Here is a 25,535-nt window from a genome sequence, read left to right as displayed (position 1 = left end):
CGCCATCACCCGGGCTATGTGGCGAGCGCCTGTTCCGACTCCCCGCTCATCCTCGGTTCCGTCAGTCTCATGTCGGCGACCTCGGGGTGCGCGGGATCGCGCACCTCGCCCACGAGCATCTCCAGGACGTCCTCCAGCGCCACCAGCCCCAGCACCTTGCCGGACGCGTCGGCCACCTGGGCCAGGTGGGTCGCGGCCCGGCGCATGACCGTGAGGGCGTCGTCCAGGGGCAGCTCGGCCCGCAGGGTCGTCATGGGGCGCCAGATGTTCTGCGGTACGGCCCGCTCGGAGTCCTCCAGGTCGAGGACGTCCTTGACGTGGACGTATCCCATGAAGGCACCCTGCTCCGTGGCCGCCACCGGGAAGCGGGAGTAGCCCGTGCGCGCGGTGAGCCGCACGATCTCCCCCGGCGTGACCGCGGGCGTCACCGTGACCAGGGACTCACGGCGCAGCAGGACGTCCGTGACCGGGCGGGAGCCCAGTTCCAGGGCGTCCTCCAGACGCTCCATCTCCTCGGGGTCGAGCAGCCCCGCCTGTCCGGAGTCCTCCAGGAGCCGGTTGAGCTGCTCGCTGGTGACGACGGCCTCGACCTCGTCCTTGGGTTCGACGCGGAACAGCCGCAGGACGGCCTGGGCGACGGCGCCGAGGGACACGGTGATCGGCTTGCACGCGCGGGCGAACCAGACCAGGCCGGGGCTGAGCCACAGCGCCGCCTTCTCGGGCGCCGCCATCGCGAGGTTCTTCGGCACCATCTCGCCGATGACCAGGTGGAAGAAGACCACCGCGGCCAGCGCGATGACATAGCCGAGCGGATGCACCACGCCGTCCGGGAGGTGGACCGCCTCGAACAGCGGCTCCAGCAGATGCGCCACGGTCGGTTCGGCGACCGCGCCGAGCGTCAGGGAGCACACGGTGATGCCGAACTGCGCGGCGGCCATCATCTGCGGCAGCCGCTCCAGGCCGTACAGCACCTGCCGGGCCTGCGTGGTGCCGAGCGGTTCGATCTGGCTGCGGCGGACGGAGACGAGCGCGAACTCGGCGCCGACGAAGAAGCCGTTGGCAAGCACGAGCAGCGCGGCCAAGACCAGTTGGAGCACGCTCATCGCAGGGCCTCCGCGATGTCGGCCGCCGGGGCCGTCCTGACCAGGCGGACCCGTTCGGCGCGGTAGTGGCCGACCTGGCGGACCGCGAGCCGCCAACCGGGCAGTTCGGCCCGGTCGCCGGGGGCCGGGATCCGGCCGAGCAGGTCGGCGACCAGCCCGGCCACGGTCTCGTACGGCCCCTCGGGCACGTCGAGGCCTATGCGCTGGAGGATGTCGACCCGGCAGCTGCCTGCCACGTCCCAGGCGGGCCTGCCGTCCTCGGGCGGGGCGGCGGCCAGCTCGGGCACGTCCTTGGCGTCGTGCTCGTCGCGGACCTCGCCGACGAGTTCCTCGACGATGTCCTCCAGGGTGACCACGCCGGCCGTGCCCCCGTACTCGTCCACCACGACCGCGATGGGCTGTTCGCTGCGCAGCCGGGCCAGCAGGGGCTGGACGGGCAGGGTCTCGGGGACCAGCAGCGCGGGGCGGGCGATGCGGCCGACCGGGGTGCGCAGCCGGTCGTGCGCCGGGACGGCGAGGGCGTCCTTGAGGTGGGCCATGCCGACGACGTCGTCGATCTTCTCCCGGTAGACGGGGAAGCGGGACAGTCCGGTGGCCCGGGTGAGGTTGACCACGTCCTCGGCGGTCGCCGAGTCCTGGAGCGCGCTGACCTTCACGCGCGGGGTCATGACGTGCTGCGCGGTCAGCTCGCCGAGCGAGAGGGTGCGCACGAACAGGTCCGCGGTGTCCTGCTCCAGGGCGCCCGCCTGGGCGGAGTGCCGGGCCAGGGAGACCAGTTCGCCGGGGGTGCGGGCGGAGGCCAGTTCGTCGGCGGGTTCGACGCCGAGGGCGCGGACCAGCCGGTTGGCGACCGTGTTGAGCGCGGCGATCACCGGCCGGAACAGCCGGGAGAAGTGGTGCTGGGGACCCGCGACGAAGCGGGCGACCTGGAGCGGCCGGGAGACCGCCCAGTTCTTGGGCACCAGTTCGCCGATCACCATCTGGATCGCGGAGGCCAGCAGCATGCCGACGATCACGGCGGCGCCGGAGACGGCGCCGCCCGGAAGGCCGAGCGCGGCGAACGGGCCGCGCAGCAGCCGGCCCAGGGCGGGTTCGGCGAGCATGCCGACGACCAGGGAGGTGATGGTGATGCCGAGCTGGGTGCCGGAGAGCTGGAAGGAGAGTTCCTTCAGCGACTCCACGACCGTACGGGCGCGCCTGTCGCCGTCGGCGGCGGCCTTCTCGGCCTCGGGGCGCTCGACCGTCACCAGGCCGAATTCGGCCGCCACGAAGAATCCGTTGGCGAGAATCAGCAGGAACGCGGCTGCGAGAAGCAGCAGAGGGGTGGTCACGATGCCGCCGCCTCCCCGGTATGTCGGGTGGGGGCGGCGCAGGTACTACAGGACGATCCGTCCATCGCCGGAGGGATTCACTCCTCGGGTTGCAGGAACCCCTGGCACCGGGCGGCGCGCAGGGGCGGAGGCGCTGTCGGCGCGGCCTCCGCCCACCAGGTTAATCAAGACGGGGCCGGTCGGGCAGGGTGGGCGACCCGGAGTCGGCCCCCGGGTCAGCCCTGATCTTCCCCCAGGCGGGCGGCCGAGTGGGCCTCGGCGAGCGCCCGCAGCGCCCTGGCGTCGGCGATCGCCCGCTCCCTGGCGATGCCCGGCTGGATGCCGAGCGCCGGCAGGCTGGTGCCGTCGCTGAGGTTCAGGAACACCCAGGGATCGCCCGGACGGAGGTTCACCTGAAGGATCTCCGCCCAGTCCAGGCGTCGCTTGCTGGCGATGTTGACGACGGTGACGCCGCTCTCGTCGGCGACGACCTTGATCCGGGCCAGCTGGGCGAGGAACCAGAAGATCAGCGCCCCGGTGACCACGAAGCTCATCCGCTCCCCCGGGCCGAGGCCCTCCAGGAGCAGGGCGATCCCCGAGATGGTGAGGAAGATCGCCACGCCGGCGGTGAGCAGGATGGCCCGGGTGTGCCCCGGCCGGAAGGTGACGGGAAGGTCGGGCAGTGCGGTCAGGTCGGACATCACATACCCCTCAGAGGCGGCAGGCGTGGATGGCCGTGGTCAGGATGGCGCGGGCGCCGATGGCGTAGAGGTCGTCCATGATCCGCTGCGCCTCCTTGGCGGGGACCATGGCGCGGACCGCGACCCAGCCCTCGTTGTGCAGCGGGGAGACGGTCGGGGACTCCAGGCCGGGGGTGAGGGCGACGGCCTTCTCCAGCTGCTCGACCCGGCAGTCGTAGTCCATCATCACGTACGTCCGGGCGACCAGGACGCCCTGGAGGCGGCGCAGGAACTGCTGGACCTTGGGTTCCTCGGCGTCCGAGCCCGTGCGGCGGATCACGATGGCCTCGGACTTCATGATCGGCTCACCGAAGACCTCCAGGCCCGCGTTGCGCAGGCTGGTGCCGGTCTCCACGACGTCGGCGATGACCCCGGCGACGCCCAGCTCGATCGCGGTCTCCACGGCGCCGTCCAGGTGCACCACGGACGCGTCGACGCCGCTGTCGGCGAGGTGCCGGGCGACGATCCCCTCGTACGAGGTGGCGATCGTACGGCCCTTCAGGTCCTCGACGCCGCTCGCGGTGCCGGGCTTGCCGGCGAAGCGGAAGGTGGAGCGGGCGAAGCCCAGCGGCAGGATCTCCTCGGCGTCCGCGCCGGAGTCGACCAGCAGGTCACGGCCGGTGATGCCGATGTCGAGGCGGCCGGAGGAGACGTAGATCGCGATGTCGCGGGGGCGGAGGTAGAAGAACTCGACGTCGTTGCCCGGGTCCACGATCCGCAGTTCCTTGGACTCGCGGCGCTGCCGGTAGCCGGCCTCATGCAGCATGTCCGCCGCAGGGCCGGACAGGGAACCCTTGTTGGGGACGGCGATGCGCAGCATGAGGACGGCTTCCTTTGCGTGAAGGGGGTTTGTGCGGTGTACCGCGCGACGGCGCGGTGGGTACGGCCGGGCCGGTCAGAGGTGGGCGTAGACGTCGTCCAGGGAGATCCCGCGGGCGACCATCATCACCTGGACGTGGTACAGCAGCTGGGAGATCTCCTCGGCTGCCGCGTCCTTGCCCTCGTGCTCGGCGGCCATCCAGACCTCGGCGGCCTCTTCGACGACCTTCTTGCCGATGGCATGGACGCCCTTGCCGACCAGTTCGGCGGTGCGGGAGGTGGCGGGATCGCCATGGGCGGCCTTGTGCTGGAGCTCGGTGAAGAGCTCCTCGAACGTCTTCTTGGACATGGTGGTCCTTACCCTACGCGCTCCGACCGGCGGCTCAGTGCCAGGGTTCGGATACCGAACGCAGCGTCGCGGCCGTGGAGACCGCCGCGATCACCGCCTCGTGGCCCTTGTCCTCGCTGGAACCCTCGATGCCGGCCCGGTCCAGGGCCTGCTCCTCGGTGTCGCAGGTGAGCACGCCGAAGCCGACCGGGACGCCGGTCTGCACCGAGACCTGGGTGAGGCCCTGGGTGACGCCCTGGCACACGTAGTCGAAGTGGGGGGTGCCACCGCGGATGACGACGCCGAGGGCGACCACCGCGTCGTAGCCGCGCGCGGCCAGCACCTTGGCGGCGACCGGGAGCTCGAAGCTGCCCGGGACCCGGATCAGGGTCGGCTCGTCGATGCCCAGTTCGCCGAGGGCGCGCAGGGCGCCGTCCACCAGACCGTCCATCACCTTCTCGTGCCACTGCGCCGCGATGACGGCGACCCTGAGGTCGCCGGCGTTGCGTACGGACAGTTCCGGTGCACCCTTGCCGCTCACGTCTCTCCTAAGTGCCTTCTTGCTCGACTGGTCTTGCGGGTACTGCTGGTACTGCTGGTCCAGCCGGTGTCACCGGCTCACTGGTTCGGGCAGGTGGCCGCGGAGGCCGATGCCGGGCCCGGCACCGCCGGGGTGGCCGGCGTGTCCAGCCAGGGCAGGTCGTGGCCCATGCGGTCCCGCTTGGTGCGCAGATAGCGCAGGTTGTGCTCGCCCGCCCGGACGGGCATCGGCACGCGCCCGGTGACCTTCAGGCCGTGGCGCAGCAGCGCGTCGGCCTTGTCGGGGTTGTTGGTCATCAGCCGGACGCTGCGCACGCCGAGGTCGGCGAGGATCTGGGCGCCGGCGCCGTAGTCGCGGGCGTCGGCGGGCAGGCCGAGCTCCAGGTTGGCGTCGAGGGTGTCGCGGCCCTGCTCCTGGAGTTCGTAGGCGCGCAGCTTGGACAGCAGGCCGATGCCACGGCCCTCGTGTCCGCGCAGGTAGACCACGACTCCGCGGCCCTCCTCCTGGATGCGGGCCAGGGAGTCGTCGAGCTGGGGGCCGCAGTCGCAGCGCAGCGAGCCGAAGACGTCGCCGGTCAGGCACTCGGAGTGGACGCGGACCAGGACGTCCTCGCCGCTGCCGATCTCGCCGTGGACGAGGGCGACGTGCTCGACGCCGTCGACGGCGGAGCGGTAGCCGTGGGCGGTGAAGGTGCCGTGCCGGGTGGGCAGCCGGGTCTCGGCCTCGCGGCGGACGGTGGGCTCGGTGCCCCGGCGGTAGGCGATCAGGTCCTCGATGGAGATGATCGTCAGGCCGTGCTTGCGGGCGAACGGGATCAGCTCGGGCAGCCGGAGCATCCGGCCGTCCTCGCCGGCGATCTCCACGATGGCGCCGGCCGGGCGCAGACCCGCGAGCCGGGCGAGGTCGACGGCGGCCTCGGTGTGGCCGTTGCGCTCCAGGACGCCGCCGGACCGGGCCCGCAGCGGGAAGACATGGCCGGGGCGGACGAAGTCGGCGGGCTCCGCGGTGCCGCTCGCGAGCAGCTGGAGCGTGGTGGCGCGGTCGGCGGCGGAGATGCCGGTGGTCACGCCGTGCGCGCCGGAGGCGTCCACGGAGACGGTGAAGGCGGTCTTCATCGACTCGGTGTTGTCCTCGACCATCTGCGGCAGCCGCAGCCGGTCGAGTTCCGCGGCCTCCATCGGGGCGCAGACCAGGCCCCGGCACTCGCTCATCATGAAGGCGACGATCTCGGGCGTCACCTTCTCGGCGGCGATGACGAGGTCGCCCTCGTTCTCCCGGTCCTCGTCGTCCACGACGATCACGGGGCGCCCGGCCGCGATGTCGGCGACGGCCTGTTCGACGGGGTCGAGGGCGAACTCCTCGATGCCGTCCCCGTCGTAGGAGTAGGAGTAGGGGTCGTAGAGCGGGGTGGCCGAGGTCATGCCGGTGCTCCTTCCAGAACGGGCCGCGGGCTCTTGCGGGAGCGCAGCCACCAGTCGCGCATGCCCCACAGGACGAGTGCGCCGTAGATGACGTAGACGAAGCCGGAGAAGGCGTAGCCGTTGGCGAAGTTGAGGGGGACGCCGACGAGGTCGACGAGCAGCCAGGCGAACCAGAACTCGACCATGCCCTTGGCCTGGGCGTACATCGCGACGACGGTGCCGACGAAGATGTAGGCGTCCGGCCACGGGTCCCAGGACAGTTCCGGGAACGCGGTGAACAGCAGGGCGACGGCGACGGTGCCGACGGCCGCGGCGCCGATCAGGGCGGCGCGCTCGCGCCAGGTGGCGAAGCGGGGGGAGATGTGGCCGTCGCCCGCCCGGCCGCGGCCGCGGTTCCACTGCCAGAAGCCGTAGAGGGCGACCAGCATGACGACGGCCTGCTTGCCGGCGCTGCCGGTGAGGTGGCCGTAGAAGGCGGCGAAGAGGATCAGGCCGGACACGAACTGCACGGGCCAGGTCCACAGGGAGCGGCGCCAGCCGAGGGCGAGGGCGCCCAGGCCGAAGATGTTGCCGATCATGTCGGACCACAGGATGTGCTGTCCGAACAGGGTGAACGCCTCGGTGTTGAGCGAATTCACCGACCGGCCCCCTGACCGGCCGCGAGCAGCCGCTCCACGTACTTGGCGATGACGTCCACCTCAAGGTTGACCGGGTCGCCCGGCTGCTTCACGCCGAGCGTGGTCAGGGCGAGGGTGGTGGGGATGAGGCTGACGGTGAAGTGGTCGGGGCCCGCGTCCACGACCGTGAGACTGATGCCGTCGACGGTGATGGAGCCCTTCTCGACCACGTAGCGGGCGAGGTCGGCGGGGAGCGAGATCTTCACGATCTCCCAGTGGTCGGAGACCTTGCGCTCCAGCACCGTGCCGGTGCCGTCGACATGGCCCTGGACGATGTGGCCGCCGAGGCGGGCGCCGACTGCCGTGGGGCGTTCGAGGTTGACGCGGGAGCCGACGGTGAGCGCGCCCAGGCTGGAGCGGTTCAGGGTCTCGGCCATGACGTCGGCGGTGAACTCGTCGCCCTCGTGGTCGACGACGGTGAGACAGACGCCGTTCACGGCGATGGAGTCGCCGTGCCGGGCGCCATCGGTGACGACGGGGCCGCGGAGCCGGAAACGGGAGGCGTCGCCGAGGTTCTCGACGGCGGTGACCTCACCCAGCTCTTCGACGATTCCGGTGAACACTTCCCGGGTCCTCCTGCCTCATGGGGCACGGACTCCGGGGCCTGTCGAAGACGACAGAATCTACGGGTGAGCACACAATCGGGACGTCGCCGAAAAGGACCCGCCCGCATACGGACGAGCCCAGATACGGCGGCGCGCACACGGAACGCATGCCCGCCCGCCGCGCACTGCCTCCCATCCGGACTTTAACCGTCGGTCCAGGAATTTCACCTGGTCAACCGGCCGCTGGAGGCGGACGGGTCGCGGACTGTAACCGCCGGTTCGGACTTTCACCGACCCCGGAGTGCGCTGCTTCTGGTACAGGGCAAGTGTGCCACGCCGGACGGCCGCGCCGACAGGGGGTCCGTGTGGACTCGCTCACAGTCCGTGGCCCCGACTTCACACGGTACGGCGCCCGACCCCAACCCCCTTTCGTGCGGCGCGCGTTGGCACGGCCGTCCCATTGACCATAATGGTCTAGTCCTTTTAGGGTGCCGGTCGGGCCCGGTGGCGGTGACGACGGCCCTTGCCCGCCGCCGGGCCGCCAGCGCCACGGAGCAGGGGCGATGTCACATTTCCGGGCGGCCGTCCGGTCTCTTGCGGTGAGGGCGTCCCGACGGGGGGCGTCCCGGTCCGGGAGGGACGGAAACAGCATGACCACGATCCTGGTCACCGGCGGCACGGGCACGCTCGGCCGGCATGTCACCGAGCGGCTGCGCGCGGACGGGCACGGAGTGCGGGTGCTCAGCAGGCACGCCCAACCGTACGGCGTCGATCTGCGGGCGGGCGGTCCGGATCTGGACGCGGCGCTCGCGGGGGTGCCGACGGTGGTGCACTGTGCGAGCAGCGCCCGGGGCGGCGACGAGGAGGCGGCCGGGCATCTGATCTCGGCGGCGGAGCGGGCCGGGGTGCGGCATCTGGTGTACATCTCGATCGTCGGGGTGGACCGGATACCGTTCGGCTACTACCGCACCAAGTACGCGGTGGAACAGCGCATCGAACGCTCCGGCCTCGGCTTCACGATCCTGCGCACGACCCAGTTCCACGACCTGCTGGTGTCGCTCTTCGGGACCCTCTCCAAGCCGCCGGTGATGCCACTGCCCGCGCGGGTGTCCGACCAGCCCATCGAGGTGACCGAAGTCGCCGCCCGGCTGGCCGAGTTGGCCCTCGCCGCGCCGGCCGGCCGGGTGCCCGACATGGGCGGCCCCGAGGTCCGCTCGTTCGACTCCCTGGCCCGCGCCTACCTGCACGCCACCGGCCGCCGCCGCCCGGTGGCCGGCCTCCCCCTGCTCGGCGCGGCGTACCGCGCCTTCCGCGCGGGCGACCATCTGGCACCGGAACGGGCGGTGGGGAAGGGGACGTTCGAGGAGCACTTGGCGCGGCGGTTCGGGCAGGAGGCTCGGTCGGGCCGGCCAGGACGGGACCGGCGACTCGGCTAGACGGGATTCGGCCGAGCCGGACACGAGGGGACCAGCGGTTCGGGTAGGGCTCCGATCGGACCGACCACGAGGGGACCAGCGGTTCGGGTAGGGCTCCGATCGGACCGACCACGAGGGGACCAGCGGTTCGGACTAGGCCCCGATCAGACCCACCACAAAGGGAACCCATCGTCCGGACTAGGCCCCGATCAGACCCACCACAAAGGGAACCCACCGCCCGGACAAGGCCCCGATCAGACCCACCACAAAGGGAACCCACCGCCCGGACAAGGCCCCGATCAGACCGGCTACGACGGGACCGACGACCGGAGCGGGGCGGCCCACAGCTCGTCCTGCGCCCGGTCGCGCGCCGTCAGCAGGGCGCCCCGCAGAACGGCGGAGCCTCCGAGGCCACTGGCGCGGACCTCGGTGGGCAGGGGCGACATCCGCCGCAGCCGCTCCGCCACGAGCCCGGCGAGGACGTCGCCCCCGGCCCGTCCGATCTCCCCGCCGAGGACCACACAGCCGGGGTCCAGCACGGCGACGACGGAGGCGGCACCGATGGCGATCCGGCCGGCGAGCGCGGAAAGGAACCGCTCACCGGCACCGGCTTCGGCCGCCGTCCCGACCTCTTCGTCCGCCCTGGGCCCCCGCCGGGACCGCCCCTCCGCCGTGGAGGGTCCTCGCCCGGCGGATCCACCCGTCGCCGAAGACTCCCGCCCCGGCGACTCGGCCACCGCCGAAGTCCCGGGCCCCGGTGAATCGACCACCGCCGAAACCACCGCTCTCCCGGGCACGTCCGGCGCCGAACGCTCTCGCCCCACCGACCCCCCTTCCGAGACCTCCCCCGCCGCACCGGCCGACTCGCCCGGTCCCACGGCCTCCCCCCGCGTCAGCGGGTCTTCGCCGGTGGGCGAGGCGGAGTCACCCGCCCCCGAGACCCGCGCCACCGCCGCCCGCACCACCTCCGCGGCCCCCGGTCCGTCCGCCGCCGCCGGTATCGGCAAGCCGTGCTCCTCCGCCAGGGACACGACCGCCGCCGCGCCCGCCAGGGCGTGGAAGCCCCCGGCGCAGTCCGTCGCCGAGGGGAGGGCGCCCGTGCCCGGGACCGGGAGGAAGCCGATTTCGCCGGTGCCGCCGGAGGCGCCGCGGCGGAGGGTGCCGTCGAGGACGACCGCGGCGCCGGTGCCGTGGCCGAGCCAGAGGAGGACGAAGGTGTCGTGGTCGCGGGCGGCGCCCTCGCGTTGTTCGGCGAGCGCGGCGAGGTTGGTCTCGTTCTCCACGGTGACGCGGGCGCCGGGCAGCCGTTCCCCGAGGGCGGCGGCGAGGCTGCGGTGCCAGGCGGGCAGGCCCGCGGAGTCGCGCAGATCGCCCGTGGCCGGGTCGATGAGGCCGGGCGCGCCGATGCCGACGGTGTGCAGCCGCTCCACCCCGGCCCGCCCGACGGCCCGCTCCACCGCCGCCACCACCCGCTGCACCGCGGGCCCCGTCCCCGTGCCCCCCTCGATCGGCACCGACGCCTCGCCGAGCACCCGCCCCACCAGGTCGGCGATCAGCACGACGACCCCCTCGGTGCGCACGTCGAGCGCCGCCAGATGGGCGCGGTCGCCGACGATGCCGTAGAGCCGGGCGTTCGGGCCCCGGCGGGCCGCGCCGGACTCCCCCACGACGGTGATCAGACCGGCGGCGCCGAGCCGTTCGACGAGGTCGGCGACCGTCGGCCGGGACAGCCCCGTCAGCTGCTTCAACTGCCCTGCCGTCAGCGGACCCTGGTCCTGCAGGAGTCCCAGGGCCAACCGGTCGTTGATGGCCCGGGCGGTGCTCGGTGATGCGGGCATGGCGGGGATCCTTCCACATCGACGGACCGGACCCCACGAGCGGTGGGCCGAGCCCGCGACCGACGGCCGGCCCCTGCCGCGCGGCAGGCGTTCTATCTATCAGGCAGGGTCCCTGATAGTTTACGGCGCACCAACGTGCGGGGAGGAGCACAGACATGGGTGACCTGAGCGAGACACGGCGGGCCCGGTACGCCGTCGCGGCCGTGTTCGGCGTCCACGGCGCCGTGACCGGCTCCTTCGCGACCCGCGTGCCCTGGGTCCAGGACCACGCCTCGCTCGGCGCGGGCCGGCTGGGCTTCGCGCTGGCCTTCACCGCGCTCGGCGCCTCGTGCGCGATGCCGCTCGCGGGCCGGATCAGCCACCGCTTCGGCAGCCGCAACGCCCTGCGCGGCCTGATCGCGTTGTGGACCCTGTCCCTCGTCCTGCCCGCCCTCGCGCCGAACCTGCCGACCCTGTGCCTGGCGATGTTCGCCTACGGCGCGTGCGCGGGCATGGCGGACGTGGCGATGAACGCGCTCGGCGTCGAGGTCGAGCGGCGGCTCGGCAAATCGGTCATGTCGGGCCTGCACGGGATGTGGAGCACGGGCGCCCTGGTCGGCTCGGCCGCCGGCACCCTCGCCGCGCACCTCGGCGCCGACGCGCGCACCCACTTCCTGCTGGCCTCGGCCGTCCTCACCGCGCTCGGCGTGCTCGCCTGCGCCTGGGTGCTGGACATCCAGCCCACCGAGGACGAGGAGCCGCCGCCCCGGTTCGCGCTCCCGCCCCGCTCCGCCCTGCTCATCGGCATGGTCGGCTTCTGCGCGGTGTTCGCCGAGGGCGCGAGCCTGGACTGGTCGGCGGTGTTCCTGCGGGACCGGCTGGACAGCTCGGCCGGTCTCGCGGCGGCGTCGACCACCGGCTTCATGCTGACGATGGCCGTGGCCAGGATCGCCGGGGATACGGTGGTGGACCGGTTCGGCGCGGTGCGCACGGTCCGGGCCGGCGGCGTCCTGGCGGTCGCGGGCGGTCTGCTGGTCGTCACCGCCGGGCAGCCCGCGGTGGCGATGGGCGGCTTCGCCCTGACGGGGCTCGGCATCGCGGTCGTCGTCCCGCTGTGCTTCGCCGCCGCGGGGCACGCCGGACCCAACCCCAGCCAGGCCATCGCGGGCGTGGCGACCATCACCTACACCTCGGGGCTGATCGCGCCGAGCCTGATCGGCGGGGTGGCGCAGGCGACCAGCCTGGTGGTCTCGTTCGGCGTGGTGACGGCGCTGGCGTGCGGGCTCACGGCGTGCGCGGGGGTGCTGCGCTCCGCAGAGCGCGGGGTCGAGCGGGTCAGTCCGCGGGCCGCAGCAGTTCCCGGGCCACGGCCCTGAAGCCGTCGCTCCACGGCGCCGGGCGCAGGGTCGCCGCGTCGAGCCGCACCAGCACCCGGGAGCCCCGGGCGTAGGTCTCGCTCCCGTCGGCCGAGCAGAAGCGGAAACCGTAGGTGAGCCCGGTGGTGCCGAGCCGGTCCAGCCACAGGTGCACGGCGTAGCGGCCGGGGCTGGTGACCGGGGCCTCGTAGCCGATGCGCAGTTCGCGCACCGCGTTGCAGGCGTCGCCGGCCGCCGCCCAGTCGCCGTCGAAGCGGACCCCGTGCTCGTGCCACAGCTCGGTCCAGGCGCGCTCGACCAGCAGCGGATAGCGGGCGTTGTGCAGCAGCCCGAGCGCGTCGAGGTCGTCGAAGTGGACGGTGACGGGCATCAGCCGGCCAGGGGAGACGACGGGGGCGGACGGGGCTTCGACGGTCACTGCGGGGCTCCTGGGCGAGGCGTTCGGGGGTGGCCCCCTGGGGGTGCCGTGCTCCATACTAAGCGACCGCTCAGCACACCTTCCGGGACGCCCCGGGATCCCCCCGCACCGGGCCGTGTGCACGGACCGCTTCGGCGACCAGCGACAATGGTGCGGATAACCCCCTGTCCCCCGGCCCCCTCGGCTGCCCGGACGCGACACAGAAAGCGATACCCCACCATGGACCTCGGCGTGCGCTGGAAACTGCACGGTGACGGGAAGACCCCCGCGCCAGGAGCAGTGGTTCGGCCCGACGAACGGCTGTCCTGGCCCCGGACGGTGGGCCTCGGCGCCCAGCACGTCGTCGCCATGTTCGGCGCCTCCTTCGTGGCGCCGGTGCTGATGGGCCTGGACCCCAACCTGGCGATCATGATGTCCGGCGTCGCCACGGTCATCTTCCTGCTGGCCACCCGCGGCCGGGTGCCCAGCTACCTCGGCTGCTCGCTGTCCTTCGTGGGCGTGGCCGCGGTCATCCGCGCGCAGGGCGGTACGAGCGCGACCGTGACCGGCGCGACCCTCGCCGTCGGCGTCGTGCTGTTCCTGGTGGGCCTCGCGGTGCAGAAGTTCGGGGCGCGGATCATCCACGCGGCCATGCCGCCCATCGTGACCGGCGCGGTCGTGATGCTGATCGGCTTCAACCTGGCCCCGGTGACCGCCTCCACCTACTGGCCGCAGGACCAGTGGACCGCGCTGCTGGTGATGCTGTTCACCGGACTCGCGGTGGTCTGCCTGCGCGGCTTCTGGTCCCGCATCGCGATCTTCCTCGGCCTGGTCTTCGGTTACGGCATCTCCTGGGTCTTCGACCGCGTCTTCGGCAAGATCCACTCCGTGGAGGGCAGCGGCAAGCTGACCGACCACTGGCGCCTGGACCTCTCCGGCGTCTCCAAGGCCGACTGGATCGGGCTGCCGCACTTCCACGGGCCGTCCTTCCAGTGGTCGGCGATCCTGGTCGCGCTGCCCGTCGTCATCGCGCTGGTCGCGGAGAACGCGGGCCACGTCAAGGCCGTCGGCGAGATGACCGGCGACCCGCTGGACGACAAGCTGGGTACGGCGATCTCGGCCGACGGCATCGCCTCCGTGCTGTCCACCGCGGTGGGCGGCCCGCCGAACACCACGTACTCCGAGAACATCGGCGTGATGGCCGCGACCCGCGTCTACTCCACCGCCGCGTACTGGGCCGCCGCCGGCTTCGCCCTGCTGTTCGGCGTGTGCCCGAAGTTCGGCGCGATCGTGGCCGCGATCCCGGGCGGCGTCCTCGGCGGCATCACGGTCATCCTCTACGGCATGATCGGCCTGCTCGGCGCCCAGATCTGGCTCAACGCGAAGGTGGACCTGCGCAACCCGCTGAACCTGGTGCCGGCCGCCGCGGGCATCATCATCGGCGTGGGCAACGTGAGCATGAAGTTCACCAGCAACTTCTCCCTCAGCGGCATCGCGCTCGGCACCCTGGTCGTCATCACCGGCTACCACGCGCTGCGCGCCTTCGCCCCGGCCCACCTCAAGAAGCAGGAGCCGCTGCTGGACGAGGGGACCTCCAGCTACGACCCGGACTCCCCGACCGCCCAGTCGTAAGGACCCGTTCCCCCGTTCCGGCGACGCACCGGGCCGGTCGGCACGTCGGCCGGTCCCGGGCTGCGACCCTTCCCCCATGTCGCAGTCGTCCCCCGTCATCGCCCCGGCCGGCTCCGTCGGCACCGTCGTCTCCCGGATGCGGGCCCTGGCCGCCGTCCTGCCCGAGCGGGACGGCGTCGCCGTCTTCAACCGCGTCTACCTCACCGTCACCGAGGAGATCGACCGGCGCCTGGGCACCGGGGAGTTCCCCGATCCCCGGGCGGCCGCGGAGCTGGACGTGCGGTTCGCCGAGCGGTACCTGACGGCGGTCGAGGCCGCCGAGGCCGACCGCAGACCGCCCGCGTGCTGGCGGCCGCTGTTCCAGCTGCGCCGCCATCCCGGCGTACGGCCGCTCCAGTTCGCGCTGGCCGGCATCAACGCGCACATCGGGCACGACCTCGCCCTCGCCGTGGTGGACGCCTGCCACGCCATCGGCTGCGAACCCGCCGATCTGGAGGACGAGTTCGATCACGTCGGCGAGATCCTCACCGCTCTGGAGGAACGGGTCCGCGAGGATCTGATGCCGGGCCCCGACCTGCTCCAACTCGCCGACCCGCTCACCCATCTCCTGGGCGCCTGGAGCCTGGAGCGCGCCCGGGACGCGGCCTGGGCGGCGGCGCGGGCCCTGTGGTCGCTGCGCCACTGCCCGGACGTCGCCGGGGAGTTCGGCGAACGGCTGGACGCGGCGGTGGGGTTCGCGGGAAGGATGCTGCTGACACCGCTCGCGCGCTGAGAGAACCCGGCTACGAAGGAGCAACGGCATGACGATCCGGCTCGGTCTCGGTCTTCCCCAGATGCGGCAGTTCTCGATCGGCAGGGACGTCCCGGAGGTGGCCCGCGCCGCCGAGGGGATCGGCTACGACAGCCTGTGGGTCTTCGAGCGGGCCCTGTTCCCGGAGCCCGCCACCCAGGGGCTGTACGACATCGACGGCCTGCCCTGGCCCGACCAGTACCGGTCCGTGGCGGAACCGCTGGTCACCCTCACGCTGGCCGCCGCGGCCACCGAGCGCGCGGAGCTGGGCACCAGCGTACTGGTGGCGCCGCTGCACCTGCCGTTCCAGCTCGCCAAGGCGCTGGCCTCGCTCGACGCGGCGAGCGGCGGCCGGGTGCTGGCGGGCCTCGGCACCGGCTGGTCCCTGGACGAGTACGCGGCCGCGGGCGTACGGCCCTTCGCGGAGCGCGGCAGGGTGCTGGACGAGATCATCGACGTGTGCCGCGCGGTGTGGGGCCCGGACCCGGTCGCCCACGACGGCCCGCTGACGAAGGTCGCCCCGGCCGTGGTCGGGCCCAAGCCCGCCCGGCCGATCCCGATCCTGCTGGCCGCGGGCAACCGGCGGGCCTGGCGGCGGCTGGTGGACCGGGCCGACGGCTGGCTGCCGGTGGCCATGGGCGGCGAGCGGGTCGCCGCCCAGTGGCGCGAACTGCGGGAACTGGCCGAGGAGCGGGGCCGTACGGAGCCGATCCGCACGGTGCTGCGGGTGAACGCCGAACTCCTGCCCGAGGCGCACGAGGACACCGGCCGCCGGCCCTTCCGGGGCAGCGTCGACCAGATCGTCCAGGACCTGGTGGAGTACGCGGAGATCGGCCTGGAGGAGATCCTGCTCGACCTCCAGGGCACCGCGCGGGACGCGGAGGAGCTGAAGGACGTCGCCGCGGAGGTGTTCGAGAAGGCGCGGGCGGCCGGCGTCTGACGGGCCGCCCGCGCCCGCCGCTCAGTCCTCCGGGAGCTCCACCGGTGCGATCTCGTCGTACACGTCACCCGGGCCCGGGTTGGTCGCGTCGGTCTCGCCGCCGAAGTGGTGCATGACGCCCCAGACCGCGTTCAGCGCGGTCTGGACGGCGCCCTCGGCCCAGCCGGCCGTCCAGGAGATGTCGTCGCCGGCGAGGAAGATGCCCCGCTTGTCGGCGGGCAGCCGGTCCTGCATGAAGTGCGTGAACAGGCGCCGCTGGTAGCGGTAGTGGCCGGGCAGGTTGGCCTTGAACGCGCCCATGAAATAGGGCTCGTTCTCCCAGGAGACGGTCACCGGGTTGCCGATGACGTGCTTCCTGATGTCGACGTTCGGGTAGATCTCGCCGAGCGATTTCAGCATGACCTCCATCCGCTCGTTCGCGGACAGCGGCAGCCACTTCAGGCTGTCGTCGCACCAGGTGTACGACAGGCAGATCACCGCGGGCTTGTCCGGACCGTCGTCCAGCAGATAGGTCCCGCGCGTCATACGGTCGGTGAGGGTCATCGACATGACATCGCGCCCCGTCGGGTTCCCCCGGTCGTCGACGGCCTTGTCCAGCCAGAACGGCCGGTCGACGGGGACGAAGAGCTTGCTGGACTCCATGTAGTGGGTGCGCTCGATCGCGGTCCAGTGGTCGATCGGGAAGAGCGAGTCGTCGCAGGCGATCTTGGACAGCAGCATCCAGGACTGGGCGGTGAAGATCGCCGCCTTGTAGGTGCGGATGTCGCCGTTCGCATCGGTCACGGTGATCTGGTTGCCCGCGGTGCGGTGCAGCCGGGTCACGGCCGGGCGCGGCGCGCCGCCCACGTGCAGGGAGCTCAGCGAGGTGCCGTACGGCCAGTGGACGATCTTCTCCGGCTCGCGCTCCCACAGGCGCAGCGGCAGCTGCTGGGAGCCGCCGACGATGCCGCGGTGGTGGTCGTCGGCCTCGGTGTAGACGACGCGCAGGATCTCCAGGATGGAGTTGGGGAAGTCGGTGTCCCAGCCGCCGGTGCCGAAGCCGACCTGGCCGAAGATCTCGCGGTGCCGGAAGGACGTGAAGGCCTCGGAGTCGCACAGGAAGCCGTAGAAGGTCTGGTTGTCCAGCTTCTCGACCAGCTTCGCCCAGATCTCGCGGATGCGCGGCACGTCCCGCTCGCGCATGGCGCGGTTCATGTCGGAGAAGTCGGCGCCCTCTTCGAGGCACTTGTTCCAGGCGTCGGCGACGTCCCGGTACACCTGGGGCAGGTCCTCGACGGTGACGGCGTAGTGCGACTCGCCCTTGAGGTCCACGACGGTGGACGGGGTCGCCTCGGCCAGCGGGTTCGGGAAGGGCTTGGTGGCCAGGCCGACGAGGTCGATGTAGTGCTGGAGCGCGGTGGAGGACGGCGGGAAGCGCATCGCTCCCAGCTCGCAGTTCAGCGACTCGTCGCAGCCCTCGAAGCCGACCGTGCGCAGCCTGCCGCCGAGCTGGTCCGCCTCGTAGACGACGGGCTTGAGGCCCATCTTCATCAGCTCGTACGCGGCGACGATGCCGGACAGACCGCCGCCGATGACGGCGACCTCGGTGCCGTGCTCGGTCGCGGGGATCTGGCCGAGGCCCGCCGGGTGGGCGAGGTAGTCGTCGTAGGCGTAGGGGAAGTCCGGGCCGAACATGGTGATCGGCGGCTGCTGCCCGTCGGTGTGCTCGACGGCGTTGGGCACCGTGGACGTCATGGGGTACGGACTCCTTGCACGAAAGAACTGAGAGTGAAGACAGGCGGGTCGAGGGAGCGTCAGACCAGGGAGCCGTACAGCCCCGGGCGACGGTCCGCCAGGTAGGGGTTGGCCTCGCGGGAGGCGGCCAGGAAGGCGGGGTCGGCGTCCGCGAACACCAACTGCCCGGCGCGCCCGGCGCGGACCCGGGCGACGCCGTCGGGCCCGGCGAGGACGGAGAGGCCGACGAACTCGAACTCCCCTTCCTGGCCGACACGGTTGACGTACGCGACGTACATCTGGTTCTCGAAGGCGCGCACCGGGATCATCGACTCGGCGACGAACTGGTACGGGTGCATCTGCGCGGTCGGGACCAGCAGCAGGTCGGTGCCGGCGAGGGCGTGGGCACGGACGTTCTCCGGGAACTCGACGTCGTAGCAGATCAGCAGGCCGACGGTGAGGCCGTTCAGCTCGGCCTGGACGAGCTGCTGCTCGCCCGGGGTGAAGTGCTCGCGCTCGAAGCGGCCGAAGAGGTGGGTCTTGCGGTAGTTCGCGAGCCGGGTGCCGTCGGCGGAGATCAGCTGGGCGGAGTTGTAGACGGTGTCGCCGTCGCGCTCGGGGTAGCCGTAGGCGATCGCGAGGCCGTGCCGGACGGCGATCTCGGCGATCGCGTCGGCGTGGGCGCCGTCGGCGGGCTCGGCGAGGCGGCCGACGGCGTCGCCGATCGCGTAGCCGGTGAGGAACATCTCGGGTGCGGTCAGCAGCGCGGCGCCCGCGGCGGCGGCCCGGTCCGCGGCCCCGTCCAGAACCGCGAGGTTCTCGGCGACGGAGCCGGGGTGGCCGGAGCTCTGGAGCAGGGCGGTGCGCATGCGTCTACCTCACCGGTCACGGAGGGGGTTCGGGGTCAGATAGACGGTACGGTCGGCGCGCTCGGCCGGACAAGAAGCAGCCGTTGCGCGCCGGTGCGCGGTTCGTTGCGCGCGAGGGGGCCCGGACGGCGATTCGTTGCGTGCTCCCGGCCGGGTGCCGCACGGGGGCGCTGTGCGACGCCCCGTGCGGGTCGGGCCCGGGTTACTTGCCGGTGCCGACCGGGTCGACGGTGATGCCGGGGGCGCCGTCGGTGACGGGGACGTTGATGCCGGCGTTCAGGGTCGTGGAGTGGGTCTCGTTCGGCGGGGTGACGACGAGCTGGGTGAAGGTCTCGCCGGTGCCGCCGGAGGTGTTCGGCGGGTAGTGCAGGGTGAAGCGGGTCTCGGCGCCCGGCTGGAGGGTGACCGTGGGGACGGCGAGCTTGCTGCGGGAGGCGCTGATCGTGCCGTCCTTGCTCTTCAGGTCGACGCCCGGGAAGCCGTGCAGGGTGCAGTTGGCCGAGCCGGTGTTCTTCATGTTGACGATCAGCTCGCCCTCGGCCATGCCGCCGGAGGTGCTGAACGACAGGTGGGCGGTGGTGCAGCCGGCGCCGGACGCGCGGCCGGAGCCCGTGGGGCCGTGGACGGTGCCCGACTTGCCGCCGCTTCGGCCGCTGGATCCCGTGGACCCGGTGGAGCCCCCGGTGCCGCCGGAGCCCTGGGAGGCGGAGCCCTGACCGCCGGAGCTGTCCGAGGCGGTGGCGCTCGGCGAGGAGGAGCCGCCGCCGGAGGAGGAGCTGTTGTCACTGCTCCCGCAGGCGGTGAGCGACAGGCCCGCGGCGACCGCGACGGCGAGCAGAGCGATGTTCTGGACGCGCATGATTCCCCTTAAGAGGTACGGCTGACGTGCTGTTCTGTGAGACAACCGGGCTGGACCCGGGGTTCCGTCCGACATCGGTCCCCTACACGGCTGTGACAAACGCTAGATCCCGCGCAGCCGCTCCACGATCTCCCGCAGCAGACCGGGATCGGCGGCCGGGTCCCCCGCCTGGTCACGCCGGGGCGCGTCGATGCGGACGAGGCCCGCCTCGGCCAGGTCGCCGAGCAGCACCCGCACCACGGTCAGCGGCAGGTCGGCGTCCGCGGCCAGTTCCGCGACCGGGCGCGGCCCGCGCCGCACCAGGTCCAGCAGGGCGGCGCTCGCGTGGTCGACGCCGGCCCCCGCGGCGTCCGCCGTCTCCAGAGCGGTGACCCGGGACATCAGATCGATGGCATGCCGGTCCGAGGGCCGGGTGCGGCCCCGGGTCACCATGTAGGGGCGCACCATCGACCCGGTCTCGTCCTCGTACCAGTGCTCGTCGCTCACGGCGGGATCATGGGGTGGCACGGGCTGCCGCGTCCAGATGGCTGCCGAGGCGGCGGACCAACAGGGCCATCTCGTGGGCGAGTTGGCCGACGTCGGTGCCTGCCTCGCTGAGCACCGCGAGCCGGCTGCCGTGTCCGGCCGGGGTGATGAACAGGTAGGCGTCGTCCAGCATCACCATGGTCTGGCGCACCTCACCGGCCTCGAAGCGCTCCCCCGCCGACCGCGCGAGGCCGTGGAATCCGGAGCAGACGGCGGCGAGGTGCTCGATGTCCTGCCGGGGCATGCCCTCCGAACTGCTCAGCGCGAGACCGTCGGCGGTGAGCAGCACGGCCTGGCGGACGTGGTCGGTGCGCGACACGAGGTCGTCCAACAGCCAGCCGAGGTCCGTGCCGGGCGTTCCGGCGGGCGCGGCGGGCCGCTCGGGGGTCTGGTCGTCACCGTGCATCGTCGGTGTTCGTCCCTTCGTCGGCGTGGGTGGTCACGGTGTCGTCGCGGGTCGTACCGGGCCGCGCGGGTATCCCCTTGCGGCCCTGGTCGAGCCCGCGCTGGAAGGCGCCGAAGATCGCCCGCATCTCATCGGCGTCGACCTCCCGGCGCGCCGGCTCCTCCGGTGGCCGCGGCTCGTCGCGCAACTCCGGCACGAGGGAGGCCTGACGGACACGGGTGGGCAGGGTGGGGGCGGCGGACCCGGCGGCGGGCGGAGGTTCGGAGGCCGCTCGCGAGGGGGCGCCGGGCGGGGGTGACGCCCCGGGTACGGCAGCGGGCGCGGGCGGGGTCGGCTCCGGCGCCGTGCCGGACTCATGTGACTCCCGCCTCCTCGCCGGCGGAGGTTCGGACGGCGTCCGCCACCCGGCACCGGACTCCTGCGCGGCGGGCCTCCCGGCGGGCCGGGCCTCGGGCGTCGGCGCTCCGTTCCACGTGGTACCGGACTCGCGCGACCCCGGCCCCCTCGTCGGCAAGGCCGCGGACGGCGAGCCGCTGTCCTGCGCGGGGGCGGGCGCCGGCGTCGGCGCCGAGGTGGACGCGGGCGAAGGCGCGGGCTCGGGCCCTCCCCGGCGCCGCGACGGCAGCGGCCGTACCCCGCCGTGCTCCTCGGGCGGGAGCGGAACCCGTACACCCCCGTGTCCGGGCGGTGCCGCGGCCCCGGACTCGGCCTCGGCCTCCCCTCGGGCGGCGCCCCCCGTCGCCCCGGCCTCCGCCAGGATCGTCTCCGGCAGCAGCACCACCGCGGTCGTGCCCCCGTAGGGGGAGTCCCGGAGACTGACATCGATGCCGTGGCGGGCGGCGAGGCGGCCGACGACGTAGAGGCCGAGGCGGTCGTGCCGGGTGGGGTCGAAGGCGTCGGGGTCGGTGAGGGTGCGCTCGGCGTGGGCGTGGGCCTCGGCGTCGAGGCCGAGCCCGCGGTCGTCGATCTCCAATACGAAGCCGCCCGCGACCCGCCCGGAGCGCAGGGTGACCTGGGTGTGCGGCGGCGAGAACACCGTCGCGTTCTCCAGCAGTTCGGCGAAGAGATGGACGACGTCGGCGACCGCGTCCGCCGCGATCCCGGTGTCCGGCATCGGCGGCACGACCACACGCGTGTAGTCCTCGATCTCCCCGACCGCGGAGGAGACGACATGGGCGATGGGCACGGGCCGGCGCCAACGCCGGCCGGGCGCAGCGCCGGAGAGGATGATCAGGCTTTCCGCGTGGCGCCGCATGCGGGTGGTGAGATGGTCGATGCGGAACAGCTCGCGCAGGATGTCCGGGTCCTCGGTGCGCCGCTCCAGGGTGTCCACGAGCTTCAACTGCCGGTGCACCAGCGCTTGGTTGCGGCGCGCGATGTTGAGCAGCACCGCGAACAGGCCCCGGCGCAGGGTGGCCTGCTTCACCGCGGCCTCGACGGCGGCCAGGCGCGCGGTGTTGAAGGACCGGCCGACCTGCCCGATCTCGTCGTCACGGACCGCGGCGGCGGGCAGCGGCGGTGCCTCGGCCAGCGCGTCCACCTCCTCACCGTCCCCCAACCGGCGCATCACGTCGGGCAGTTGCCGGGTGGTGAGGACATCGGCCGCGTCCCGCAGGACCTCCAGGCGGCGCGAGATGCGCCGGGCGCCGCGCACCGCGAACCACAGCGACAGGCCCCCGGCGACCAGGCCGGCGCCGCCGGCGACGGCCGCCCTGGTCAGCTCCTGGTAGGCGAACGCCCGGCCGCGCGCGGCGGAGTCGTCACCGGCCGCGGTGCACAGGTCGCGGTACTGCTTGACGATCCGGTCGATGGTCGAGCGCCAGTCGTCCGCCGCCACCGCCCGGGACGCCCCGCCGGCCCCGGCCCGCAGCAGCGCGTCCTCGCCCTGGTTCAGCGAGCGGTACAGGTCGCCGCGCTGGAACTTCTCGAACAGGGCCCGGGAGTCGGCGGGCAGGTCCGGCACATAGGTCTGCTGGAAGACGCGCCGGTCCTCGATGGTCTGGGTGAGCGCACTGTACTGACGGGGGGTCAGCGTGGTCCCGGCCGCCCGCGCCCCGGCGACCAGCGCGTCCTCGCGGGAGACGAACTCGCGGACCCGGACCAGTTCGAAGACGGTCTCGGTCTCGCGGGCGAGCTGCCCCGCCTGCAGGGCGGTCAGGGTGGACTGCACGTCGAAGGCGGGCTCCACCAGCGCGCTGTACTGCTCGACCGCCTGGTCCCAGCTGATCCGCCGGGTGAGCACGCGCTGGCGCAGCCCGTCCAGCTTGTCGGTGGCCGCGACCATGGCGTCCAGTGACTGCCGCTGCCGCCCCGTGAGCCGGCTCCGGTCGCCGCCCCGGATCGCCTGCCGCATCGCCTCGACCACGTGGTCGGTGCGGCGCTGCTGGCCGAGCAACTCGCCCGCGCCGGCGGCGTCGCCGCCGCCGCCCAGGTAGGCGGCGGACATCCGGCGCTCGATCTGGATCTGCCCGATCGCGGTGTCCACGGGGGTGCCGAAGTCGTGGTACACGCCCTGGACCCGGATCAGTGCGCGCAGCTCCGCGGTGACCGACACCATGGCGAAGCCCCACAGGGCCATCAGGGCGACGGCCGGAGCGAGCGCGAGCGCCACGATCCGGGTGCGGACGGTGGTGGGACGGCCGAGGGGCCAGCGCATGAAAGACCTAACGCTATTACCAGTCAGTAGAGAGCGCCCACAACTTACGGGACGGTCGCCTCGACCCGCAATGGTGACCTGCGGTAACCCCAGGTCAGCTCATAGGAAACACAAAGGTGGTGAGCACCGCCGCATGGTCGGAGGGCCATTCGTTTTCGGCCACGTCCGGCCAGGGGCGCACCTCCCCGGTGACCACGGTCCGCGCGCTTCGCACGATCAGGCCCCGGTGCAGGACGTAGTCGATCCGGTCCTGCGGTTCGGGCCGTCCGCCGCCGTCCTCGTGCACCGGGTGGACCGGCGACCAGGTGTGTCCGGGCTCGGCGGCGGGGTCCGGGTGGGCCGCGCGGTAGGAGTCGGCGAGTCCGGCCTCCTCGGCGGCCCGCGTCACCGGCCAGGCCACGTCGGGCCAGTCCAGGTGGGAGGGGCAGTTGAAGTCGCCGGTGAGGACGACCGGGACGCTCTCCTCGGACGCCCGCGCGATCCGGTCCAGGGTGTCGCGCATCTGGGTCAGGCGCAGCTCCTCGTGGGCGATCAGCTCGGCCGCGGGCAGCCCGTCGAAGGCGTGCTCGTAGGGCCCGTACGGCGTGTAGTGCAGATGCGCGGTCCACACGTCGACCGCGCGGCCCGGGGCGACCTGGACGCGGACGCCCGCGGCGCCGTAGAAGCCGACCTCCGGGTCGCCGAAGCGGGCGGTGATCGGGTGGCGGCTGATGACGCCGAGGTTCTCGCCTGCCCGGTGGTGGTGCCAGCCGAGGGCCTCGGCCAGTTCCTGGGCGGCGGTGCCCGCGGTCTCCTGGAGCCCGACGACGTCGGCGCCGCTGTCCAGGATCACCTTGACCTGCTTGGCACGGTGGTCGTCGATCTTCGCGCCGCCGAGCCACAGGTTCCAGCTCATGACGGTCAGCGCGGGCGCGACCATGCCGCTCAGCTCCCGCACGGTGACCCCGGCCAGGCTGCCGCGTACGGTGCGGCCGGGCGCGGCGCCGATCGGGGCGAGGGACGGCACGGCGAGCACCGCGCACCCGGCGGCCTCGGCGGAGGCCACGCCGGTCTCGGTGTCCTCGACGGCCACGCAGGCGGCCGGGTCGACGCCGAGGGCACGGCAGGCGGCGAGGTAGGGGTCGGGCTCGGGCTTGGTGCGGGCGGTGTCGTCGGCGGTCACGGAGACCGCGAACCGGTGGGCGCCCAGAGCCTGGAGCACCACGTCGGCGACCGCGCGCGGGGACGCGGTGACCAGCGCGGTGGGGACGCCGTCGGCGGCCAGCTCGTCCAGCAGGGCGAGGGCGCCGGGGCGGGGCACGATCCGGGTGCGGACCCGGCCGGCGAACTCGCGGTGGAGTCCGGCGGCGAGATCCGCGACCGGCCGCCCCGTGGTGGCGGCGAGCCAGGCCGCGGTGTGCTCCACCGGGCGGCCGAGGACGTCCGGCTGGTCGGCGGCGTTCAGCGGCCGCCCGGCGACCGCCTCGACCGCCTCCCACCACAGGTGCTCGGTGTCCACGAGCGTGCCGTCCATGTCGAACAGGACTGCCTGGAGCGGGAGTCGGGAGGTGTGGGAGGTGGTCACGTGGGTGTCTGTCCTCAGTTCCGGGTACGGGCGGCCACGAGTACGGGGCGCTCGGGCAGCGAGACGGCGACGGTGGTTCCGGCGCCGAGACCCGCGGCCTCGTGCGCGGGCAGGTCGGCCTTGGCCTCGGTGCCGTCGGCGAGCCGGACGGTGAGCCGGACGGCCGCGCCGAGGAAGGCGGTGGCGACGACCTGGGCGCCGCCCTGCGGGTCGGCATGCACCCGCAGGTTCTCGGGCCGCACCAGGACGTCCACCTCGCCGTCCGCCGCCTCGCCGTCGGCGGGCAGCCGCTGTCCGAGCACCTCGGCCGTGCCGTCCTTCAGCGTGCCCGCGATCCGGCTCATGGTGCCGACGAACTCGGCGACGAAGGCGGTGGCGGGGCGGCCGTACAACTCGGCCGGCTCGGCGCACTGTTCGAGCCGTCCGGCGCGCATCACGGCGACCCGGTCGGCGACCGACAGGGCCTCCTCCTGGTCGTGGGTGACGAACAGGGTGGTGATGCCGAGTTCCTGCTGGAGCCGGCGGATCTCCTCGCGCAGACTCAGCCGCACCTTGGCGTCCAGCGCGGACAGCGGCTCGTCGAGCAGCAGGACGCGGGGGCGCAGGGCGAGGGCGCGGGCGAGCGCGATGCGCTGCTGCTGGCCGCCGGAGAGCTGGTGGGGGAAGCGCTTCCCCTTGTCGCCGAGGCCGACCAGCTCCAGCAACTCTGCCGCCCTGGAACGCCGTTCGGCGGTACGGACGCCCCGCATGCGCAGCCCGAAGGCCACGTTGTCGACGGCGTCGAGATGCGGGAAGAGGCTGTACGACTGGAAGACCATCCCGGCGTCGCGACGGTGGGCCGGCACCTGGGTGATGTCCCGGCCGTCCACCAACACCGCGCCGGAGTCGGGGTGTTCGAAGCCGGCGAGCATGCGCAGGGCGGTGGTCTTGCCGCAGCCGGAGGGGCCGAGCAGGGCGAGGAACTCGCCCGGCCGGACGGTCAGGTCGAGCCCGTCGAGGGCGACGGTGGCACCGAACTCGCGGCGCAGACCCCGGAACTCGACGGTCGCGGCCTGCTCGGTGGCGGCCTTCTCACGTGTGGTGGCGGTCATG

Annotated in this window: 24 protein-coding genes and 1 riboswitch; of the genes, 5 read left to right on the top strand and 19 right to left on the bottom strand. The window is 73.0% G+C overall.

Translation table 11 applies throughout. The features are described 5' to 3' along the window. Positions 1-14: 14 nt before the first annotated feature. The 9 genes from ACWDD7_RS13140 to ACWDD7_RS13100 all read right to left on the bottom strand — a co-directional run bounded on the left by ACWDD7_RS13140 (position 15) and on the right by ACWDD7_RS13100 (position 7,502). The gene (locus tag ACWDD7_RS13140) at positions 15-1,103 is read right to left on the bottom strand and encodes a hemolysin family protein (RefSeq protein WP_351865703.1); all 1,089 of its coding nucleotides are present in this window, start codon (positions 1,101-1,103) and stop codon (positions 15-17) included. Beyond that, positions 1,100-2,434: a hemolysin family protein gene (locus ACWDD7_RS13135; RefSeq protein ID WP_450457380.1), complete on the bottom strand. Its 1,335-nt coding sequence runs from the start codon at positions 2,432-2,434 to the stop codon at positions 1,100-1,102. The genes ACWDD7_RS13140 and ACWDD7_RS13135 overlap by 4 nt, the downstream gene beginning before the upstream one ends. A gap of 215 nt (positions 2,435-2,649) precedes the next feature. Next, the gene (locus ACWDD7_RS13130) at positions 2,650-3,114 is read right to left on the bottom strand and encodes a PH domain-containing protein (protein WP_392214885.1); all 465 of its coding nucleotides are present in this window, start codon (positions 3,112-3,114) and stop codon (positions 2,650-2,652) included. Positions 3,115-3,124: 10 nt separating this feature from the next. Then, positions 3,125-3,973 carry an ATP phosphoribosyltransferase gene (gene hisG, locus ACWDD7_RS13125; protein WP_450457379.1) on the bottom strand — a complete coding sequence of 283 codons (849 nt, stop codon included), beginning with the start codon at positions 3,971-3,973 and terminating at the stop codon, positions 3,125-3,127. A gap of 75 nt (positions 3,974-4,048) precedes the next feature. Next, the gene (locus ACWDD7_RS13120) at positions 4,049-4,321 is read right to left on the bottom strand and encodes a phosphoribosyl-ATP diphosphatase (RefSeq protein ID WP_030399017.1); all 273 of its coding nucleotides are present in this window, start codon (positions 4,319-4,321) and stop codon (positions 4,049-4,051) included. Between the two features lie 34 nt (positions 4,322-4,355). Then, the gene (gene ribH / locus ACWDD7_RS13115; protein WP_450457378.1) at positions 4,356-4,841 is read right to left on the bottom strand and encodes a 6,7-dimethyl-8-ribityllumazine synthase; all 486 of its coding nucleotides are present in this window, start codon (positions 4,839-4,841) and stop codon (positions 4,356-4,358) included. A 77-nt stretch (positions 4,842-4,918) separates the two neighbouring features. Next, entirely contained in the window at positions 4,919-6,262 is a 1,344-nt protein-coding gene (locus ACWDD7_RS13110; RefSeq protein WP_392214882.1) for a bifunctional 3,4-dihydroxy-2-butanone-4-phosphate synthase/GTP cyclohydrolase II, read from the bottom strand. Further along, entirely contained in the window at positions 6,259-6,900 is a 642-nt protein-coding gene (locus ACWDD7_RS13105; RefSeq protein ID WP_351865718.1) for a nicotinamide mononucleotide transporter family protein, read from the bottom strand. The genes ACWDD7_RS13110 and ACWDD7_RS13105 overlap by 4 nt, the downstream gene beginning before the upstream one ends. Next, entirely contained in the window at positions 6,897-7,502 is a 606-nt protein-coding gene (locus ACWDD7_RS13100) for a riboflavin synthase (RefSeq protein WP_450457377.1), read from the bottom strand. The genes ACWDD7_RS13105 and ACWDD7_RS13100 overlap by 4 nt, the downstream gene beginning before the upstream one ends. Positions 7,503-7,662: 160 nt before the next feature. Next, positions 7,663-7,793, bottom strand: a riboswitch (FMN riboswitch). A gap of 341 nt (positions 7,794-8,134) precedes the next feature. On the opposite strand from ACWDD7_RS13100, the gene ACWDD7_RS13095 reads away from it, so the two are divergent. Then, positions 8,135-8,920 (top strand): SDR family oxidoreductase, encoded by a 786-nt coding sequence (locus ACWDD7_RS13095; RefSeq protein ID WP_450457376.1) that lies wholly within the window; start codon positions 8,135-8,137, stop codon positions 8,918-8,920. Positions 8,921-9,207: 287 nt separating this feature from the next. Here the strand turns inward: ACWDD7_RS13095 and ACWDD7_RS13090 are convergent, their stop codons facing one another. Then, on the bottom strand, positions 9,208-10,737 hold the full coding sequence (locus tag ACWDD7_RS13090; RefSeq protein ID WP_450457375.1) for an ROK family transcriptional regulator: 1,530 nt from the start codon (positions 10,735-10,737) through the stop codon (positions 9,208-9,210). A 155-nt stretch (positions 10,738-10,892) separates the two neighbouring features. Here ACWDD7_RS13090 and ACWDD7_RS13085 point away from each other — a divergent pair, with 155 nt between their 5' ends. Further along, entirely contained in the window at positions 10,893-12,092 is a 1,200-nt protein-coding gene (locus ACWDD7_RS13085; protein WP_450457374.1) for an MFS transporter, read from the top strand. On the opposite strand, the gene ACWDD7_RS13080 is transcribed toward ACWDD7_RS13085, so the two are convergent. Further along, on the bottom strand, positions 12,052-12,510 hold the full coding sequence (locus ACWDD7_RS13080) for an acyl-CoA thioesterase (protein WP_351865731.1): 459 nt from the start codon (positions 12,508-12,510) through the stop codon (positions 12,052-12,054). The two genes, ACWDD7_RS13085 and ACWDD7_RS13080, sit on opposite strands and share 41 nt — an antisense overlap. 219 nt (positions 12,511-12,729) lie before the next feature. Between ACWDD7_RS13080 and ACWDD7_RS13075 the strand changes: the two genes are divergently transcribed. From ACWDD7_RS13075 to ACWDD7_RS13065, 3 genes are all read left to right on the top strand, one after another. Next, positions 12,730-14,121: a uracil-xanthine permease family protein gene (locus ACWDD7_RS13075; RefSeq protein WP_351865734.1), complete on the top strand. Its 1,392-nt coding sequence runs from the start codon at positions 12,730-12,732 to the stop codon at positions 14,119-14,121. 76 nt (positions 14,122-14,197) lie between these two features. Continuing rightward, positions 14,198-14,893 (top strand): DUF5995 family protein, encoded by a 696-nt coding sequence (locus ACWDD7_RS13070; protein ID WP_450457373.1) that lies wholly within the window; start codon positions 14,198-14,200, stop codon positions 14,891-14,893. Positions 14,894-14,921: 28 nt separating this feature from the next. Next, entirely contained in the window at positions 14,922-15,851 is a 930-nt protein-coding gene (locus ACWDD7_RS13065) for an LLM class F420-dependent oxidoreductase (RefSeq protein ID WP_450457372.1), read from the top strand. A gap of 21 nt (positions 15,852-15,872) precedes the next feature. On the opposite strand, the gene ACWDD7_RS13060 is transcribed toward ACWDD7_RS13065, so the two are convergent. From ACWDD7_RS13060 to ACWDD7_RS13025, 8 genes are all read right to left on the bottom strand, one after another. Beyond that, positions 15,873-17,585, bottom strand: coding sequence for a flavin monoamine oxidase family protein (locus ACWDD7_RS13060; protein ID WP_450457371.1), 1,713 nt, complete (start codon positions 17,583-17,585; stop codon positions 15,873-15,875). Between the two features lie 59 nt (positions 17,586-17,644). Continuing rightward, the gene (locus tag ACWDD7_RS13055) at positions 17,645-18,433 is read right to left on the bottom strand and encodes a carbon-nitrogen hydrolase family protein (RefSeq protein ID WP_450457370.1); all 789 of its coding nucleotides are present in this window, start codon (positions 18,431-18,433) and stop codon (positions 17,645-17,647) included. 202 nt (positions 18,434-18,635) lie between these two features. Beyond that, positions 18,636-19,292 (bottom strand): DUF4232 domain-containing protein, encoded by a 657-nt coding sequence (locus tag ACWDD7_RS13050; protein WP_450457369.1) that lies wholly within the window; start codon positions 19,290-19,292, stop codon positions 18,636-18,638. Between the two features lie 102 nt (positions 19,293-19,394). Next, the gene (locus ACWDD7_RS13045) at positions 19,395-19,778 is read right to left on the bottom strand and encodes a DUF742 domain-containing protein (protein WP_351865749.1); all 384 of its coding nucleotides are present in this window, start codon (positions 19,776-19,778) and stop codon (positions 19,395-19,397) included. 7 nt (positions 19,779-19,785) lie between these two features. Then, entirely contained in the window at positions 19,786-20,223 is a 438-nt protein-coding gene (locus ACWDD7_RS13040) for a roadblock/LC7 domain-containing protein (RefSeq protein WP_351865751.1), read from the bottom strand. Then, positions 20,213-22,879, bottom strand: a complete 2,667-nt coding sequence (locus tag ACWDD7_RS13035) for a nitrate- and nitrite sensing domain-containing protein (protein WP_450457368.1) — start codon at positions 22,877-22,879, stop codon at positions 20,213-20,215. The genes ACWDD7_RS13040 and ACWDD7_RS13035 overlap by 11 nt, the downstream gene beginning before the upstream one ends. 94 nt (positions 22,880-22,973) lie before the next feature. Continuing rightward, positions 22,974-24,443: an HAD-IA family hydrolase gene (locus ACWDD7_RS13030; protein WP_450457367.1), complete on the bottom strand. Its 1,470-nt coding sequence runs from the start codon at positions 24,441-24,443 to the stop codon at positions 22,974-22,976. A 14-nt stretch (positions 24,444-24,457) separates the two neighbouring features. Further along, positions 24,458-25,534 carry an ABC transporter ATP-binding protein gene (locus tag ACWDD7_RS13025; protein ID WP_450457366.1) on the bottom strand — a complete coding sequence of 359 codons (1,077 nt, stop codon included), beginning with the start codon at positions 25,532-25,534 and terminating at the stop codon, positions 24,458-24,460. Position 25,535 lies beyond the last annotated feature (1 nt).

It is taken from the genome of Streptomyces sp. NPDC001056, assembly GCF_053598955.1.
The sequence above is the reverse complement of the archived record's forward strand: the minus strand, read 5'-3'. Positions and strand labels throughout refer to the sequence as shown.

Excerpts from the sequence above, each read along its gene's own strand:
- ACWDD7_RS13050 (WP_450457369.1), bottom strand. The coding sequence starts at position 19,292 with ATGCGCGTCCAGAACATCGCTCTGCTCGCCGTCGCGGTCGCCGCGGGC.
- ACWDD7_RS13040 (WP_351865751.1), bottom strand. The coding sequence starts at position 20,223 with ATGCACGGTGACGACCAGACCCCCGAGCGGCCCGCCGCGCCCGCCGGA.
- ACWDD7_RS13065 (WP_450457372.1), top strand. The coding sequence starts at position 14,922 with ATGACGATCCGGCTCGGTCTCGGTCTTCCCCAGATGCGGCAGTTCTCG.
- ACWDD7_RS13025 (WP_450457366.1), bottom strand. The coding sequence starts at position 25,534 with ATGACCGCCACCACACGTGAGAAGGCCGCCACCGAGCAGGCCGCGACC.
- ACWDD7_RS13035 (WP_450457368.1), bottom strand. The coding sequence starts at position 22,879 with ATGCGCTGGCCCCTCGGCCGTCCCACCACCGTCCGCACCCGGATCGTG.
- ACWDD7_RS13110 (WP_392214882.1), bottom strand. The coding sequence starts at position 6,262 with ATGACCTCGGCCACCCCGCTCTACGACCCCTACTCCTACTCCTACGAC.
- ACWDD7_RS13095 (WP_450457376.1), top strand. The coding sequence starts at position 8,135 with ATGACCACGATCCTGGTCACCGGCGGCACGGGCACGCTCGGCCGGCAT.
- ACWDD7_RS13130 (WP_392214885.1), bottom strand. The coding sequence starts at position 3,114 with ATGTCCGACCTGACCGCACTGCCCGACCTTCCCGTCACCTTCCGGCCG.
- ACWDD7_RS13085 (WP_450457374.1), top strand. The coding sequence starts at position 10,893 with ATGGGTGACCTGAGCGAGACACGGCGGGCCCGGTACGCCGTCGCGGCC.
- ACWDD7_RS13055 (WP_450457370.1), bottom strand. The coding sequence starts at position 18,433 with ATGCGCACCGCCCTGCTCCAGAGCTCCGGCCACCCCGGCTCCGTCGCC.
- ACWDD7_RS13075 (WP_351865734.1), top strand. The coding sequence starts at position 12,730 with ATGGACCTCGGCGTGCGCTGGAAACTGCACGGTGACGGGAAGACCCCC.
- ACWDD7_RS13120 (WP_030399017.1), bottom strand. The coding sequence starts at position 4,321 with ATGTCCAAGAAGACGTTCGAGGAGCTCTTCACCGAGCTCCAGCACAAG.
- ACWDD7_RS13070 (WP_450457373.1), top strand. The coding sequence starts at position 14,198 with ATGTCGCAGTCGTCCCCCGTCATCGCCCCGGCCGGCTCCGTCGGCACC.
- ACWDD7_RS13060 (WP_450457371.1), bottom strand. The coding sequence starts at position 17,585 with ATGACGTCCACGGTGCCCAACGCCGTCGAGCACACCGACGGGCAGCAG.
- hisG (WP_450457379.1), bottom strand. The coding sequence starts at position 3,973 with ATGCTGCGCATCGCCGTCCCCAACAAGGGTTCCCTGTCCGGCCCTGCG.
- ACWDD7_RS13140 (WP_351865703.1), bottom strand. The coding sequence starts at position 1,103 with ATGAGCGTGCTCCAACTGGTCTTGGCCGCGCTGCTCGTGCTTGCCAAC.
- ACWDD7_RS13090 (WP_450457375.1), bottom strand. The coding sequence starts at position 10,737 with ATGCCCGCATCACCGAGCACCGCCCGGGCCATCAACGACCGGTTGGCC.